Annotated in this window: 20 protein-coding genes; 13 read left to right on the plus strand and 7 right to left on the minus strand. The window is 59.3% G+C overall.

The window, feature by feature from the left end; translation table 11 throughout:
• Window positions 1-123 precede the first annotated feature (123 nt).
• A complete protein-coding gene (locus ACEN8R_RS10375) occupies window positions 124-1062 on the minus strand; it encodes a site-specific integrase (protein ID WP_018929072.1) in 939 nt (312 codons plus the stop codon).
• A 178-nt stretch (window positions 1063-1240) separates the two neighbouring features.
• Between ACEN8R_RS10375 and ACEN8R_RS10380 the strand changes: the two genes are divergently transcribed.
• Window positions 1241-2260 (plus strand): DNA-binding protein, encoded by a 1020-nt coding sequence (locus tag ACEN8R_RS10380; RefSeq protein WP_111453269.1) that lies wholly within the window; start codon window positions 1241-1243, stop codon window positions 2258-2260.
• On the opposite strand, the gene gorA is transcribed toward ACEN8R_RS10380, so the two are convergent.
• Together gorA and galU are read right to left on the minus strand one after the other, a co-directional pair.
• A complete protein-coding gene (gene gorA, locus ACEN8R_RS10385) occupies window positions 2257-3615 on the minus strand; it encodes a glutathione-disulfide reductase (protein ID WP_258614271.1) in 1359 nt (452 codons plus the stop codon). The genes ACEN8R_RS10380 and gorA overlap by 4 nt on opposite strands.
• Before the next feature lie 129 nt (window positions 3616-3744).
• Entirely contained in the window at window positions 3745-4584 is an 840-nt protein-coding gene (gene galU / locus ACEN8R_RS10390) for a UTP--glucose-1-phosphate uridylyltransferase GalU (protein ID WP_003182953.1), read from the minus strand.
• 280 nt (window positions 4585-4864) lie between these two features.
• Between galU and ACEN8R_RS10395 the strand changes: the two genes are divergently transcribed.
• Both ACEN8R_RS10395 and ACEN8R_RS10400 read left to right on the plus strand, forming a co-directional pair.
• The gene (locus ACEN8R_RS10395; RefSeq protein WP_007935646.1) at window positions 4865-5053 is read left to right on the plus strand and encodes a hypothetical protein; all 189 of its coding nucleotides are present in this window, start codon (window positions 4865-4867) and stop codon (window positions 5051-5053) included.
• A gap of 140 nt (window positions 5054-5193) precedes the next feature.
• Complete coding sequence (locus ACEN8R_RS10400) at window positions 5194-5475, plus strand: hypothetical protein (protein ID WP_018929069.1); 282 nt, start codon at window positions 5194-5196, stop codon at window positions 5473-5475.
• 13 nt (window positions 5476-5488) lie between these two features.
• Here ACEN8R_RS10400 and ACEN8R_RS10405 read toward each other — a convergent pair whose 3' ends face one another.
• The gene (locus ACEN8R_RS10405; protein WP_007935641.1) at window positions 5489-5719 is read right to left on the minus strand and encodes a hypothetical protein; all 231 of its coding nucleotides are present in this window, start codon (window positions 5717-5719) and stop codon (window positions 5489-5491) included.
• A 72-nt stretch (window positions 5720-5791) separates the two neighbouring features.
• The gene (locus ACEN8R_RS10410; RefSeq protein ID WP_018929068.1) at window positions 5792-6148 is read right to left on the minus strand and encodes a hypothetical protein; all 357 of its coding nucleotides are present in this window, start codon (window positions 6146-6148) and stop codon (window positions 5792-5794) included.
• Between the two features lie 212 nt (window positions 6149-6360).
• Between ACEN8R_RS10410 and ACEN8R_RS10415 the strand changes: the two genes are divergently transcribed.
• The 5 genes from ACEN8R_RS10415 to ada all read left to right on the plus strand — a co-directional run bounded on the left by ACEN8R_RS10415 (window position 6361) and on the right by ada (window position 9533).
• Complete coding sequence (locus ACEN8R_RS10415; protein ID WP_007900033.1) at window positions 6361-6663, plus strand: DUF1883 domain-containing protein; 303 nt, start codon at window positions 6361-6363, stop codon at window positions 6661-6663.
• A 28-nt stretch (window positions 6664-6691) separates the two neighbouring features.
• Window positions 6692-6862, plus strand: coding sequence for a hypothetical protein (locus ACEN8R_RS10420; protein ID WP_086945763.1), 171 nt, complete (start codon window positions 6692-6694; stop codon window positions 6860-6862).
• Window positions 6863-6991: 129 nt separating this feature from the next.
• On the plus strand, window positions 6992-7702 hold the full coding sequence (locus ACEN8R_RS10425) for a 2OG-Fe(II) oxygenase (RefSeq protein ID WP_192350427.1): 711 nt from the start codon (window positions 6992-6994) through the stop codon (window positions 7700-7702).
• Entirely contained in the window at window positions 7692-8372 is a 681-nt protein-coding gene (gene alkB, locus ACEN8R_RS10430) for a DNA oxidative demethylase AlkB (RefSeq protein WP_477743154.1), read from the plus strand. Before ACEN8R_RS10425 ends, alkB begins: the two co-directional genes overlap by 11 nt.
• Window positions 8373-8459: 87 nt before the next feature.
• The gene (gene ada, locus ACEN8R_RS10435; RefSeq protein WP_258614265.1) at window positions 8460-9533 is read left to right on the plus strand and encodes a bifunctional DNA-binding transcriptional regulator/O6-methylguanine-DNA methyltransferase Ada; all 1074 of its coding nucleotides are present in this window, start codon (window positions 8460-8462) and stop codon (window positions 9531-9533) included.
• Here the strand turns inward: ada and ACEN8R_RS10440 are convergent.
• Both ACEN8R_RS10440 and acuI read right to left on the minus strand, forming a co-directional pair.
• Window positions 9497-9985 (minus strand): GyrI-like domain-containing protein, encoded by a 489-nt coding sequence (locus tag ACEN8R_RS10440; protein WP_495624834.1) that lies wholly within the window; start codon window positions 9983-9985, stop codon window positions 9497-9499. The genes ada and ACEN8R_RS10440 overlap by 37 nt on opposite strands.
• 53 nt (window positions 9986-10038) lie before the next feature.
• On the minus strand, window positions 10039-11022 hold the full coding sequence (gene acuI / locus ACEN8R_RS10445) for an acrylyl-CoA reductase (NADPH) (protein WP_495624835.1): 984 nt from the start codon (window positions 11020-11022) through the stop codon (window positions 10039-10041).
• A 213-nt stretch (window positions 11023-11235) separates the two neighbouring features.
• On the opposite strand from acuI, the gene ACEN8R_RS10450 reads away from it, so the two are divergent.
• The 5 genes from ACEN8R_RS10450 to ACEN8R_RS10470 all read left to right on the plus strand — a co-directional run bounded on the left by ACEN8R_RS10450 (window position 11236) and on the right by ACEN8R_RS10470 (window position 16205).
• Entirely contained in the window at window positions 11236-12300 is a 1065-nt protein-coding gene (locus ACEN8R_RS10450) for an NAD(P)H-dependent flavin oxidoreductase (RefSeq protein ID WP_495624836.1), read from the plus strand.
• Window positions 12301-12565: 265 nt separating this feature from the next.
• Window positions 12566-13318 carry a molybdate ABC transporter substrate-binding protein gene (modA, locus tag ACEN8R_RS10455; protein ID WP_374727784.1) on the plus strand — a complete coding sequence of 251 codons (753 nt, stop codon included), beginning with the start codon at window positions 12566-12568 and terminating at the stop codon, window positions 13316-13318.
• The gene (modB, locus tag ACEN8R_RS10460) at window positions 13319-13999 is read left to right on the plus strand and encodes a molybdate ABC transporter permease subunit (RefSeq protein ID WP_018929058.1); all 681 of its coding nucleotides are present in this window, start codon (window positions 13319-13321) and stop codon (window positions 13997-13999) included. It abuts the gene before it with no gap.
• Between the two features lie 3 nt (window positions 14000-14002).
• The gene (modC, locus tag ACEN8R_RS10465; protein ID WP_495624837.1) at window positions 14003-15082 is read left to right on the plus strand and encodes a molybdenum ABC transporter ATP-binding protein; all 1080 of its coding nucleotides are present in this window, start codon (window positions 14003-14005) and stop codon (window positions 15080-15082) included.
• A gap of 85 nt (window positions 15083-15167) precedes the next feature.
• A complete protein-coding gene (locus ACEN8R_RS10470; RefSeq protein WP_495624838.1) occupies window positions 15168-16205 on the plus strand; it encodes a DNA topoisomerase IB in 1038 nt (345 codons plus the stop codon).
• The last annotated feature ends 15 nt before the right edge of the window (window positions 16206-16220 follow it).

The raw sequence follows: 16220 nt of genomic DNA on the forward strand, positions 1-16220 counted from the left end.
AGGGGTTAAGAAGTTGATGTGGTGAATCCTACCCACCCGATCGCCGGTTGGCTCATTGGCAAACCTGATGCTGCTGATTTGTTTTCGCTATTAGCCGAGCGTATTAATAGAAGAAAACGTGATCTACAGCGCCAACGGCTTTTCAGCGATTCGGGTCATCCCGAGAAACGGGCTGGCTTCAACATAGCGCATGGCTGACTTCACATCCTTCCAGCCCACGTAATTCATCAACGACTTCAAATCCCAACCGCTCTGATGCGCCCAGGTGGCGAAGCCGCGACGCAGGGAGTGACTGGTGTAGTGCTCGGCCGCAATGCCGGCGCGCTCCAGTGCCTGGCGCAACAACGGGATCACGCTGTTGGCGTGCAAGCCCTCCTCGCTCAAATGGCCCCAGCGATCGATGCCACGAAACACGGGGCCACGGACCAACGCGGCTTCGGTAATCCATTCGATGTAGGCCTGTACCGGGCACAGGCGCTGCAAGGCGGGTGTCTGGTAGGTCTGGCCGAGGTTCTCGCGATCGCCCTTGCTGCGTGGCAAGTAGAGGGTAATGCCTGAACCGGCGCTGGCTTGTACATGCTCGATCTGCACGCGGCACAACTCATCACTACGAAAACCACGCCAGAAGCCCAGCAGGATCAGTGCGGTGTCGCGCTTGGCTCTCAGCAATCCCGCGCGATCGCCCTGCGCCCTGGCGGATTGTGCTTCCTGCTCCAGCCAGGCGATCACTTGCTCCAGATGCTGCAACTGCAAGGGTTCAGCCTGTTTTTCCTGGGCCGGGTGCAGCGCGCGAATACCTTTGAACACTTTGCGCACCACCGGTGCCTTGGTCGGATCGGCGAACCCCTGGCTGTTGTGCCACTGCGCCAACGCGGACAAGCGCAACTTCAAGGTATTGATCGACAGCACGCCCGCATGTGCAACCAGGTACCGCGCAACGCTATCGCTGGTCGCCGGCAGGAACCCGCCCCAGCTGACTTCGAAGTGCTCGATGGCCGCGCGATAGCTGCGACGGGTGTTGTCGCGGGTAGCGGCTTGCAGGTAGCGATCCAGATCGGTCATGGGCTCAGTGCTCGAAAACGTACCGCGTTGGCGATTGAAAACCCGGTCTACAGCTCATCACACGGGGTAATACCAGTATATCCCGCATTAGTTATCACAAGTTTTTAACTTTATTCACGGCATGGTACATTGCTCATATTAGTGGTACGTACCACAGTATCAAATCGTAGGAGAACACATGGCACGTGGCGGCGTAAACAAGGCACTGGTGCAAGCGGCACGCTCGGCAATCCTCGCCCGGGGCGAACACCCGAGCATCGACGCAGTGCGGATCGAAATGGGCAATACCGGCTCGAAAACCACGATCCATCGCTATCTGAAAGAGCTCGATGACGGCACCGAACCCGCGCCAGCACCTTCCGAACCGATCGATGATGAGCTGACAGCGCTGGTGGCGCGACTGGCGCAACGCCTGAAAGAACAGGCGCAAGAACCCATCGACCAGGCACGCGCGCAGTTCGAGCAACAACGAAAAGAGCTGGAAACCCAGCTGCACGAGGCCCGCGAGGCCAATACCGAATTGCAACAGCAATACGAAATTCAAAGCCTGGCGCTGACCCAGGAATCGGCGGAACTGCACGACACCCGCTCGATGCTGCAAACCGAGCAAACCCGCAACGCCGGGCTGAACCAGGCACTGGCCGATTTCGAATTGCGCTTGCAGGACAAGGACGAGCAGATCCGCTCACTGGAAGAAAAACACCTGCACGCCCGCGAAGCACTGGAGCACTACCGCAACGCCGTCAAAGACCAGCGCGAGCAGGAACAGCGACGCCACGAAGGCCAGGTGCAGCAGATTCAGATGGAGTTGCGTCAGGCCCAGCAAAGCGCACTGGTACGCCAGGATGAAATCACCCAACTGCATCGCGACAATGAGCGTCTGCTGACCGAAAACCGGGGCACGCTGCGGGAGTTGAGCCTGTTGCAGGAGCAACTCAAGCACACCAACAGCCGACAGGATCAGTTACTGGAACAGGTCACCCGCATCGACAGCGAACGCACCCTCCTCCAGGAACGCTTGCGCATTGCCTTGCTGGAAAGCCAGTCGCTCAAGCAGAACATTGACGAGCAGTCGCACATCAACAAAGCGCTGGAAGTTGAACTGATCAAGTTGCAGGCAAGCCTGGATGAAAGCGTGCGCCTGGCCGCTGTCGTTGCGACAGCGCCAGACGCATCAGCGCCACAGAAGAACGATTAACCCGCGACTGGCGTACGCATGGTGACGAACTCTTCGGCGGCTGTCGGATGCACGCCGATGGTTTCGTCGAAGTCGCGCTTGGTCGCGCCCGCTTTCAGGGCAATCGCCAACCCTTGCACGATCTCGCCGGCATCCGGGCCGACCATGTGGCAACCCAGGACCTTGTCGGTCTTGGCGTCCACCACCAGTTTCATCAAGGTGCGTTCCTGACATTCGGTCAGGGTCAGCTTCATCGGCCGGAAACGGCTTTCGAAGATCACCACATCGTGCCCGGCCTCGCGCGCTTCTTCTTCAGTCAGCCCGACAGTGCCGATGTTCGGTAAGCTGAACACGGCAGTCGGGATCATCTTGTAATCCACCGGGCGATATTGCTCAGGCTTGAACAAACGCCGCGCTACGGCCATGCCTTCGGCCAGAGCAACCGGCGTGAGTTGTACCCGACCAATCACATCGCCCAAGGCCAGGATTGACGGTTCAGCGGTTTGATACTGTTCATCCACCTCGACAAAACCTTTCTTGTCGAGTTTGACCCCAGTGTTTTCCAGCCCCAGGTTGTCGAGCATCGGACGCCGACCGGTGGCGTAGAACACGCAATCCGCCTCCAGCTCACGACCATCCTTGAGCGTCGCCTTCAGGCTGCCATCGGCCTGTTTGTCGATACGCTCGATGTCGGCATTGAATTGCAGGTTCATGCCGCGCTTGGTCAGCTCCTCCTGCAAATGCTTGCGCACTGCGCCGTCGAAGCCACGCAGGAACAGATCACCGCGATACAGCAGCGTGGTCTCGGCGCCCAGCCCGTGGAAAATCCCGGCGAACTCCACCGCAATGTAACCACCACCGACCACCAGAACGCGCTTGGGCAGCTCTTTAAGGAAGAATGCCTGGTTGGAGCTGATGGCATGCTCGTGCCCCGGAATCTCCGGGATCTGCGGCCAACCACCGGTGGCAATCAGGATGTTTTTGGCGGTGTAACGCTCGCCATTGATCTCAACCTGATGCGGATCGACGATTTTCGCGTGACCTTCATGCAAGGTCACGCCACTGTTGACCAGCAGATTGCGATAAATGCCGTTCAGGCGATTGATCTCGCGATCCTTGTTGGCGATCAGCGTCGCCCAGTCGAACGTCGCTTCACCCGGAGTCCAGCCAAAACCTTGCGATTGCTCGAAGTCTTCGGCGAAGTGCGCGCCGTAGACCAGCAGTTTTTTCGGCACACAGCCAACGTTCACACACGTACCGCCCAGGTAGCGGCTCTCGGCCACGGCGACTTTCGCACCAAAACCGGCCGCGAACCGCGCAGCCCGCACACCGCCAGAACCGGCACCAATCACATATAGGTCAAAATCGTAGGCCATTACTATCTCCTCGGCAGGACACCAGCATACCTGCGGGTGCCCTTTGGGCAAGCGTTGCAAACTATTTGGGGCCGAAAAATGAAAAAGCCACCCGAAGGTGGCTTTTCAATACAAGCAGGTCAGGCGCTATCAGTAAGCCTTGCCAGTCTTGTAGAAGTTCTCGAAGCAGAAGTTGGTCGCGTCGATGTAGCCTTCGGCGCCACCGCAGTCGAAACGCTTGCCTTTGAACTTGTAGGCCATGACGCAGCCGTTTTGCGCTTGCTTCATCAGGGCGTCGGTGATCTGGATTTCGCCGCCCTTGCCTGGCTCGGTCTGTTCGATCAGGTCGAAGATGTCCGGGGTCAGGATGTAACGGCCGATGATCGCCAGGTTCGACGGTGCATCTTCAGGTTTTGGCTTCTCGACCATGCTGTGAACGCGATAGATGTCGTCGCGAATCATCTCGCCGGCGATCACGCCGTACTTGTTGGTTTCCTGAGGATCGACTTCCTGGATAGCCACGATCGAGCAGCGGAACTGCTTGTACAGCTTGACCATCTGGGTCAGTACGCCGTCGCCTTCGAGGTTGACGCACAAGTCGTCCGCCAGTACTACGGCGAAAGGTTCGTCGCCAATCAGTGGACGGCCGGTCAGGATTGCGTGGCCCAGGCCTTTCATTTCGGTCTGGCGAGTGTAGGAGAACGAGCACTCGTCGAGCAGTTTACGGATGCCGACCAGGTATTTTTCCTTGTCAGTGCCCTTGATCTGGTTTTCCAGCTCGTAGCTGATGTCGAAGTGGTCTTCCAGGGCGCGTTTGCCGCGACCGGTAACGATGGAGATTTCGGTCAACCCGGCATCCAGTGCTTCTTCGACGCCGTACTGGATCAGTGGCTTGTTTACCACCGGCAGCATTTCTTTGGGCATGGCTTTAGTCGCTGGCAGGAAGCGAGTACCGTAACCGGCTGCTGGGAACAAGCATTTCTTGATCATATAAGTCCTTGAAAGGGCTGTGTGTACGAGTTTCGGCGCAGTCTAATCAGGCGGCGTGCACCTTACAATGCCCCGCACTGGCTAACCGACGCCATCATAGAGAAATATTCTGATGGATAGTTCCGCAGATAAGCTGCACAACGTCTTATAGATAGCAGAGATCGACGACCCGCGCGGCCATCAGTCTAGCGACAATCTGCCCCACCCTACACCCATCGGCACCCGTTGAGGGCATTTGGCGCTATCATTGCGCACCTGAACCAGCCAACGAGGCAGATAGATGTCGGCAGCAAAAAGCGTCAACGGGTACCTGATCAATCAGGCGAAAGACGGCCAGTGGTGGATAGACAGCGTCGGCGGCGAGAATATTGCCGGGCCGTTCCCTACAGAAGCGTTGGCGATTGAAGTGGCATCGGTGTTGCAGGATCAACCCGCAGCACCCAAGCGGCGCGGCAAAGACAAGCCTTGAGCTGAACCTGGCGCGACCGCAGCCCTGTCTTTGCGCAGGGCTTTTTTGTGAATGCCTGCAACGAAGTGGCCAATCGCTATAACCTTTCGTTGCAGCCGCTGTCATAGCGTTTAGCCCCCATCACTGACGACGACCACGACATGAAAAGATTCTTGCCACTGATTGCGGTACTGGCCCTGAGTGGCTGCGCCACGTCAGAAACGACTTACCTGAAAAATGGCGAGCAAGGCCTGACCATCGACTGCTCCGGGGAAGCCAACGCCTGGGCCAGTTGCTACGAAAAAGCCGATGCCTCTTGCGCCGGTACCGGCTATCGGATTGTCGGTACCGACGGTACACCTTCGACCAAGGAAAGCGACAAAACCCTGGGCGTCGACGTCGGCAATTACAAGAACCGCAGTGTGGTGGTGGTCTGCAAGTAGGGCACCCATTGCCCTACATATGGATTTCGGCGAACTTGATCCCGAGCCCGCGTACCGTCTCGATCAAATCGTCGAGGCGGCTGAAGGACTCGACTTCATCGTTGTCATCCACCAGGAAAAAACTGCGCCCGGCGCTTTTCTTGAAAAATACGATCCACTCCCCCGGATTCGCCGGGTTCTGAATCACATGGGTGGCAGAGATATGACCCTCTGCGTGGCGCTCCCGCACCTGCTCTCGTTTCATGCTCGACTCCAGAAATGACAATGCCGTCAAAGTGCGACTTTGACGGCATCGATGCTGACCGGGGGTAGTTTATCAGCCGGAAATGCACGCGGTGGCGGCATTGCGTACATCCCATGGGCGCAACGGCACATTGGAGATGCGCTCATGCAGTTTGATGCTGCTGCCACCGGAGCGGTCTTCAATGTCAAACACCGCTGCCGGCCCCGAGGAAAACTTCTGCGGCACAATCACCCGCATGCCATCCTTTTGCGGCTCGACTTGCAAGGCCCCACGGCTACTGGCCAACTTCTCGACCAGGCACTGGGCGTACTCATGGGGTTTCTTGCCTGAAATCACGTTCATGGTAGGCAACGACGCAGTGATGTCCGAGACCGTCGCACATCCACCCACTGCCAATACAAACGGCACGACCAGAACACCCCATTTCATATGAAACCTCCGATAAAGACCCTCCGACAGCACAAATGCTGTTTTTCTCCAAGGCTCCCTGCATTTATCGCTCATAGAATTCCAAATAACTGTTTTTAATTGTCAAAGCGGACCCCGACAGCCAGATAATAACCTGTTCGGGCTGATAAACTGCGCCAATCGCCCATGCTATCGTTTTGATTTTGTAGAAAAAGCCCTTCTGGAGGCGCCTCATGAAATTTATCCACCAGCGCGAGCACCTCAACGAAGACGACATCGTCGTCATTCAGTGCTCCCAAATGTGCAACATCCGCTTGATGAACGACGCCAACTTCCGCAGCTTCAAGAACGGCGGCCGTCACACGTATCACGGTGGCGCATTCGACACCTTCCCGGCCCGGATCACCGCGCCGAGCACCGGTTTCTGGAACATCACCATCGACACGGTCAACCGCCGGCCGATCAGCGTGACCCGCAAACCGACCCTGACGCACTCGATCAAGATCATCCGCCGCTCCAGCTCGAAGCTGAGCTGAACCCACACCAGAACAGGCAGGTATGACCGTGGCCCAGACGACCAAATACGTCATCAAATACAAACTCAACGGCGAACGTCGCTTCGAATTCGCCCAGCTTGAAAACGGCACCGCAGAAGAAGCCAAGGCTGCGCTGGACAAGCTGCATGGCCAGAGCGAAGACGTCATCAGCGAGATCAGCGTCAGCAAAGCGCTGTAACGCGATCTGGAGCGACAACATGGACGTCTGCTCCCCTCTCGCGAATTCGACCGCAAGCGCCGGAGTGCCCGCTCCCGCAACGCTCTCTAAACTGGCCGCCTCGACCTTTTGGTCAAGGAGTCAGAACCCTTGCTTACCGATCCGATTCACCACGATGCCCTCGACTGGGGCAAACTTACGCAGCAACTCGACCAGGATGGCTGCGCGATCATCAAATCGCTTTTAAGCCATAAGACCTGCGATGAAATAAGCGCCCTGTACGACTGCCCCGAACCCTTTCGCTCGAAAGTGGTGATGGCGCGCCACGGTTTTGGCCGTGGCGAGTACAAATACTTCAGATACCCGCTGCCGGATCCGGTGGCCCGATTGCGCAGCGCGCTCTACCCTCGACTGGTTCCCATTGCCAATCGCTGGTACGAATGCATGGATCTGCCGACCCGTTTCCCCGAATCCCACGAAGCGTTTCTGCAACGCTGCCATGCCGCCGGTCAGGAACGCCCGACACCTTTATTGCTGCAATACGGCACGCAGGACTACAACTGCTTGCATCAGGATCTGTACGGCGAACACGTGTTCCCGCTGCAAGTGGCGATTCTGCTGTCAGAACCGGGAGAGGACTTTACCGGTGGCGAATTTGTGCTGACCGAACAACGCCCACGGATGCAATCGCGCCCGCAAGTCATCGGACTGAAGAAAGGTGACGCGTTGATTTTTGCCGTGAATCAGCGCCCGGTTAAAGGCGTTCGCGGCTATTACCGAGTGACCCTGCGTCATGGGGTGAGTCGCCTGCACAGTGGAAAACGGCATACCCTTGGAATCATCTTTCACGATGCGTTATGAGCCCATGAACCCGATCACCTTCGATCTGTTTGCCGACGCAGAACCCGAGCAGCAGCCCAGGCGCGAGCAGATTGGCGAACAATCCTACGTCCTGAGGGGCTTTGCCCTGCCCTGGCTCGACCGGTTACTACCGGCGCTGGAGGCGGTTCTGACAGCGGCGCCGTTTCGGCAGATGGTCACGCCCGGTGGCTTTACCATGTCGGTGGCCTTGAGCAGTTGCGGCACCTGGGGCTGGACCACCGACCGCAACGGCTACCGATACACCCGCAACGATCCGCAGACCGGCGCGCCCTGGCCTGAAATGCCCGAGGTGTTTTTCGAACTGGCCCAGGCGGCGGCGCGAGAAGCAGGGTTTATGGCGTTCGTACCGGATTCCTGCCTGATCAACCGCTATGTTCCCGGGGCCAGGATGTCGTTGCATCAGGACAAAAACGAAAACGCCTACACCGCCCCCATCGTGTCGGTGTCTTTGGGGTTGCCGGCGACGTTCCTGTTCGGCGGCTTCGAACGCAACGCCAAAAGCCAGCGGGTGCCGCTATTTCACGGTGATATCGTGGTTTGGGGCGGCGTGGACCGTTTGCGTTACCACGGCGTATTGCCGATCAAGGAAGGCCAGCATCCGCGGCTGGGCGAACAGCGGATCAATTTCACTTTTCGTACTGCGCGATGATGCAGTCGAATTCGACCGCAAGACCCGGAGTGTGGCGTCGGTGCCGGCTGGTTAATCTGCATGAAACGGGTCAACGGACATGAAGCCATGACAACTCAATCGCCAACAATCGCCACCGAAAACGATCCTCGCTGGGCCGCCGTGGTCGCGCGCGATCCACGTGCCGACGGGCAGTTTGTGTATGCGGTGAAAACCACCGGTATCTACTGTCGCCCCAGCAGCCTGGCACGCCTGCCGAAACCGCAGAACGTCGAATTCTTCGACACGGCCGAGCAAGCTCAGGCGGCGGGTTATCGCCCCAGCAAACGGGCCGCGAAAGATCACAGCGACGTCGCCGCGCAACACGCCGCGACCGTGGCCGCCGCGTGCCGTCAAATCGAATCCGCCGAAACGTTACCGGCGTTGAATGAACTGGCGGATGCAGCCGGTTTGAGCAGTTTCCACTTCCACCGCGTGTTCAAGGCCATCACCGGCCTGACGCCCAAGGGCTACGCCACCGCCCATCGTTCACGCAAGGTTCGCGAGCGCCTGACCGATGGCGGCACGGTTACCGATGCGCTGTATGACGCCGGATTCAATTCCAACAGCCGTTTCTATGAGGCGGCGGATCAATTGCTCGGCATGACACCCGGGGACTATCGCGCGGCCGGGCAGAACAACGACATTCGCTTTGCCGTCGGCCAGTGCTCTCTGGGAGCGATTCTGGTGGCACAAAGTGAGCGCGGAGTCTGCGCGATTCTGCTGGGCGACGACCCGCATCAACTGGTCTGCGACCTGCAGGACAAGTTTCGCCGCGCCAACCTGATTGGCGCCGATCACGAGTTCGAGCAGTTGATCGCCAAGGTCGTCGGCTTTATCGAAGCCCCGGCCCTCGGCCTGGATTTGCCGCTGGATGTACGCGGCACAGCGTTTCAAGAGCGGGTATGGCAAGCCCTGCGGGAGATTCCCGCCGGTAGCACCGCCAGTTACGCCGATATCGCTAAGCGCATCGGCGCGCCGAAAGCCATGCGCGCCGTGGCCCAGGCCTGTGGCGCGAATAGTTTGGCGGTGGCGATCCCTTGCCATCGCGTGGTGCGCAGCGACGGCAACCTGTCGGGCTACCGCTGGGGCGTGGAACGCAAGCGTCAGTTGCTGGAACGTGAAAACGCGTCCGGGTCCTGAATGCCGATATAGACCGCCACGGACTCAGGCCCGGTGTAGACCTCGAAGTCCGTGGCGAACTTGCGGCGAACCAGCGGGTTGTCCTCGAAGTAGGCCCAGATAAAGCCCCAGGCCTGAATGACGCTATCGGGCATCGCCCCTTTGGCGCTGAACACCAGGTAATCGCCGCCCTCAACCTGAATTTGCGCAAAGCCCTCGGAGGGCGCGGTGACTGCCACTCCCGCGGTCACATCGAAGTGGCCCGACGCGTCGGACTCGTAGTTGGAATACACGCCGTACATAAAGGAATCCGGTTGTTTGTGGGCGATCTTGTCGAAAATATCTTCGACGAAAAACCGCTCCCACATAGGGCCGATACGTGCGGTATCCGGTTGCTGCTCTGCGGTATTGCGGGTTCGCACCTGCAAACCCGAGACGCTGAAGGGCTGCACTTCGCGCAGTTTTACATCCATTGGTCGATATTCCTTGTCGCTACAGTTTGTCTGTTTGATTGATGCTGAAACGTTCAACGATTGACGTCGACCACCACCCGGCCGCGCAACTGCCCGGCAAGCAAGCGTGGCGCGGCGTCGATGGCTTCGCTCAAGCCGATTTCGTGGCTGATCAGCGGTAGCAAGGCGAAATCCAGGTCCTTGGCCAGGCGATTCCAGGCCAGTATCCGCCGGGCTTTGGGTTGGGTCACGCTGTTGATCCCAGCCAGGGTCACGCCGCGCAATATGAACGGTGCGACGGACGCCGGGAAGTCCATGCCCTGGGCCAGGCCGCAGGCGGCGACGGTGCCATTAGCCCTGGTGCTCGCGCAAGCGTTGGCCAGTGTGTGGCTGCCGACCGAGTCGATCACCGCTGCCCAACGCTCCTTGGCCAACGGCTTGCCCGGCTCCGACAATGTGGCGCGGTCGATGATCTCACTGGCGCCCAAGTGCTTGAGGTAGTCGTGTTCGGAGGTGCGGCCGGTGGAGGCCACCACGCGATAGCCGAGTTTGCTCAGTAGCGCGATGGCGAAACTGCCTACGCCACCGTTGGCGCCCGTCACCAGTACGTCGCCCTGTTCGGGACTCACGCCGTTGTGCTCCAGCGCCAGAATACTCAGCATCGCCGTGTAGCCGGCCGTGCCGATGCCCATCGCTTGTGCGGCAGTGAACGCCTTGGGCAACGGAATCAGCCAGTCGCCATTCACGCGAGCTTTCTGCGCCAATCCGCCCCAGTGTCCTTCACCCACACCCCAGCCATTGAGCAGGACGTGATCACCGACCTTGTAGTCCGGATGACTGCTGACTTCGACGGTGCCTGCCAGATCGATCCCCGGCACCATCGGGAACTTGCGCACCACCGGGCTGCTGCCGGTGATCGCCAGGCCATCCTTGAAGTTCAGCGTGCTGTACGCCACACGCACCGTCACATCGCCCTCAGGCAATTGATCGTCAGCGATCTCTTGCAGCGTGGCCCGGTAACCGCTGTCGTCTTTGTCGATCAAAATGCCTTTGAACATCATTGCCTCCTGGTGGAATCGCTCAGTTGTCGTGCTGTTGAAATAACACAGGGAACCCCATCACCGTACCCGACTTTAAGCCAATCCCCATCGGCTGGCGCCTTGCGGATCATCCTGTACGCATTAAAACTCGACTGGCCTTGTGTCAGGCAATACTGATACAAACTTGCTTCTACCGTCCCTGCCCTGTTTCGACGTCGGAGAACACTGCACATGAGCCAATGGCCAGACACCCGCATTCTTGACCTGCTCGGGATCGAGCTGCCGATCATCCAGGGCCCTTTGGCCGGCGCGACGACTTCGGCCATGGTGATTGCTGTGTGCAACGCCGGCGGCCTCGGCTCCATGCCCGCCGCAATGCTGAGCATCGAGCAGTTGCGCGAAGAACTGAAGACGATTCGCCAACACACCCAGCGTCCGTTCAACGTCAATTTCTTCTGCCACCAACCTCCGCCGCCGGATGAGCAGCGCGCCCGGGATTGGAAAAACCTGCTGGAACCGTACTACCGGGAATTGGGCGTCGACTTCGACGCACCGACGCCGGTGTCTAATCGCGCGCCTTTCGATAACGCGGCCTGCGAAGTGATCGAAGAGTTTCGTCCCGAAGTAGTGAGTTTTCACTTCGGCCTGCCGGAAAAATCGCTGCTGGATCGGGTAAAAGCCACCGGAGCGAAAGTTCTCTCCTCAGCGACTACGGTCGAAGAAGCCATCTGGCTGGAGCAGCATGGCTGCGATGCGATCATTGCGATGGGTTACGAGGCTGGCGGTCACCGGGGCATGTTCCTCAGTGATGACTTGAGCAGCCAGGTGGGTACTTTCGCGTTGGTGCCGCAGGTCGTTGATGCGGTGAAAGTGCCGGTCATTGCGGCGGGCGGGATTAGCGATGCGCGTGGCGTCGCAGCGGCTTTCATGTTGGGCGCATCGGCGGTTCAGGTAGGTACGGCTTATTTGTTCACGCCAGAGGCCAAGGTCAGCGCGTCCCACCACAAGGCGTTACGCACGGCCAAGGAAAGCGAGACAGCGGTCACCAACATTTTCACCGGGCGCCCGGCGCGCGGGATTCTCAATCGGGTGATGCGTGAACTCGGGCCAATGAGCGCCAAAGCGCCGGCCTTCCCCTTGGCGGGCGGTGCGCTGATGCCATTGCGGGCTAAAGGGGAAGCGGATTTCAGCAACCTTTGGGCCGGGCAGGCGTTCACCCTGGGCGTTGAACTGACTTCGGCAGAGCTTACCCGGCGTTTGGCGGATGAGGCATTGGCCAAATTGCTTCACCGCTAATCAAGCTGCGACTAACCACAACCTGTGGCGAGGGAGCTTGCTCCCGTTCGGCTGCGAAGCAGTCGCGAGCTTTTGGGGCGCTTCGCGCCCCAACGTGAGCAAGCTCCCTCGCCACAAGAAAGCCGCCTTGCCACAGGTAAGCTCCCTCGCCACAGTTCGCTGCCTACCTTGCACTCTGCATCCGGCAAGTTCCGTTTACAGGTATTTCGCTATATATTCTTATATATAGCGTTTCACTCGCCTACCACGGAGCCGTTTCATGACCATGCGTGCCTCACGTTTTGCCCCTGTGTGCCTGTTCAGCGTGTTCGCTTTCGGGTCCGCCCACGCGAACGAAGTCCAGGTCGCCGTTGCCGCCAACTTCACTGCGCCGATCCAGGCCATCGCTGCCGATTTCGAGAAAGACACCGGGCACAAACTGGTCACCTCCTTTGGTGCAACCGGCCAGTTCTATACCCAGATCAAGAACGGCGCGCCGTTCGAAGTGTTGCTCTCGGCGGATGACACCACGCCACAAAAACTCGAGACCGAAGGCGACACCGTCAAGGGTTCGCGCTTCACCTACGCTATCGGCACGCTGGCGCTGTGGTCGGCCAAGGAAGGTTATGTCGACGCCAAGGGCAAGGTTCTGAGCGACAACCAGTATCAGCATCTTTCCATCGCCAACCCGAAAGCCGCCCCGTACGGTCTGGCTGCCACTCAGGTGCTGGCCAAGCAAGGCCTGACCGACAAGGTCAAAGGCAAGATCGTTGAAGGCCAGAACATCACCCAGGCTTACCAATTCGTGTCCACCGGCAATGCCGAACTCGGTTTTGTGGCCTTGTCGCAGATCTACAAAGACGGCAAAGTGACCAACGGTTCGGCCTGGATCGTTCCGGCCAACCTGCATGATCCGATCAAACAAGACGCGGTGATCCTCAACAAGGGCAAGGACAACCCGGCCGCCCAAGCATTGGTTGACTACCTCAAAGGGCCGAAAGCCGCCGCCGTCATCAAGTCCTATGGTTACCAACTCTAAATGACGCTATCGAGTGCCGATTACTCCGCGATCTGGCTGACCCTGAAACTGGCGTCCCTGACCACGGTCATCCTGCTGATCATTGGCACTCCGATTGCGTTATGGCTGTCGCGTACCCAATCCTGGTTACGCGGCCCGGTCGGGGCGATCGTCGCCCTGCCCCTGGTGCTGCCACCCACGGTGATTGGCTTTTATTTACTGTTGGCGCTTGGCCCGAACGGGTGGATCGGCCACTTCACCCAATCGCTGGGACTCGGCACCCTGACCTTCAGTTTTGCGGGGCTGGTGATCGGCTCGGTGCTGTACTCGATGCCGTTCGTGGTCCAGCCGCTGCAAAATGCCTTTTCCGCCATCGGCACTCGCCCATTGGAAGTGGCCGCCACCTTGCGCGCCAACCCCTGGGACACGTTCTTCAGCGTGATTGTGCCGCTGGCCCGTCCCGGTTTCATCACCGCGGCCATTCTCGGTTTTGCCCACACCGTCGGCGAGTTTGGCGTGGTGCTGATGATCGGTGGCAACATTCCCGACAAAACCCGCGTGGTCTCGGTGCAGATCTACGATCACGTCGAAGCCATGGAATACGCCCAGGCCCATTGGCTGGCCGGGGCAATGCTGGTGTTCTCCTTTGCAGTGTTGCTGGCGCTCTACTCCAGCCGTAAAACCAAAGCGGCCTGGAGCTGACCCATGATTCAAACGCGCTTGAAACTGAGCTATTCGGGATTTGCCCTGGATATCGACCTGCAATTGCCCGGCCGTGGAGTGACTGCGCTCTATGGTCATTCCGGTTCGGGCAAAACCACCTGCCTGCGTTGCATCGCCGGCCTGGAACAGGCCGAGCAGGGTTTTATCCAGATCAACGATGAAGTCTGGCAGGACAGCGACCGGCGGATTTTCATCCCGCCGCATAAACGCGCCGTGGGTTATGTCTTCCAGGAAGCCAGTCTGTTTCCCCATCTGTCGGTGCGGGGCAATCTTGAGTTCGGCCTCAAGCGTATCCCCCGCCAACAGCGCCGGGTCGATATGGCCCATGCCACTGAACTGCTGGGAATCGGCCATTTGCTCGACCGCAGCCCGCAGAAGCTTTCCGGTGGCGAGCGCCAGCGGATCGGCATCGCTCGCGCCTTGCTCACCAGCCCCAGATTGTTGCTGATGGACGAACCGCTGGCGGCACTCGATACCCAGCGTAAAAACGAAATCCTGCCTTACCTGCAACGATTGCACGATGAGCTGGACATCCCGGTGCTGTACGTCAGCCATTCCCAGGATGAAGTCGCGCGGCTTGCCGATCACCTCGTCCTGCTCAGCAACGGCAAGGCTTTGGCCAGTGGCGCCATCGGCGAAACCCTGGCCCGGCTCGATCTGCCGCTGGCGCTGGGCGATGACGCCGGCGTGGTGATCGAAGGGCACGTCAGCGCCTACGACGCCGACTACCAGCTGCTGACCTTGCAACTGCCCGACACCAACCTGAGCATTCGGGTCGCCCACGCGCCGATGACCAAGGGCCAGGCATTGCGCTGCAAGGTTCAGGCGCGGGATGTCAGCCTGAGCCTGCAAGGCGTCGAACAGAGCAGCATCCTCAATCGCCTGCCGGTCACGGTGATCAGTGAAATCGGCGCCGACAACGCTGCTCACGTACTGATCCGCCTGAATGCCGCCGGCACACCGCTGCTGGCGCGAATCACCCGCTACTCCCGGGATCAACTGGGCGTGCACCCCGGCCAGCAACTCTGGGCGCAGATCAAAGCGGTGGCGGTGTTGGCCTGAAATCTGTCGGCATTCTTTAGGCACCCCGGCAATGGCGCGTGGTCAATGGCTTAACACCCTGACTCGCCGCCCGGGATTGCCTGCCATGCCAGATACCGCGTTGTCCGAGGGACTGCCGTCCGACCTGCATTACGTCGACGACAGCCAGCCTGGCATCACCCGCAAGAAGCTGCGTGGCGCATTCGGCTATTTCGCCCCGTCGGGTCGCCGCATTACCGATCCGGATGAAATCAAACGCATCAATGCCCTCGCAGTACCGCCCGCCTACACCGATGTATGGATTTGCCCCGACCCGCGCGGTCATCTGCAAGCCACCGGTCGCGATGCCCGTGGCCGCAAGCAATACCGTTATCACCCGCGCTGGCGCGAAGTGCGCGATGCCGACAAATATTCACGCTTGCGGGACTTCGGCCTGGCCCTGCCGAAACTGCGCAAGCAGCTTGAAACCCTGTTGGCGACTCCCGGCTTCAGTCGCGACAAGGTGATGGCCACGGTGATCACCTTGCTCGATGCGACGCTGATCCGGGTTGGCAACACTCAATACGCCCGGGACAACCGCTCCTATGGCCTGACGACACTGCGCAACCGTCACGTCGAGATCAACGGCAGCGCGATCATGTTCCAGTTTCGCGGCAAGAGCGGCATCGAGCACCAGATCGCCGTAAAAGACCGGCGCCTGGCGCGGATCATCAAGCGCTGCCTGGAGATTCCCGGGCAAAACCTCTTTCAGTATCTGGACGAAAACGGTGACCGGCACACCGTCAGCTCCTCCGACGTCAACGCCTACTTGCAGACGCTGACCGGTGCCGATTTCACCGCCAAGGATTACCGTACCTGGGCCGGCAGCGCACTGGCGTTGGCGGTGTTGCGCAAGTTGCAGTGGCAATCGCAAGCCGATGCAAAGCGGCAGGTGGTGGACATGGTCAAACATGTCGCCCGGCAATTGGGCAATACCCCGGCGGTTTGCCGCAAGTGCTACATCCACCCGGCGGTCGTGGATGAGTTTATGCAAGGCGCATTGGCCGGACTGCCGCCGTCGCGGGGGCGTAAAAGGCTCAGGGCAGAGGAAGTGGCGCTGGCGGTGTTTCTGGAGAAGCTCATCGAGAAGGCTGAAACACCATGAGTCGTCTTCAGGGGT

The sequence above is a fragment of the Pseudomonas sp. Pseusp15 genome (genome assembly GCF_059492165.1).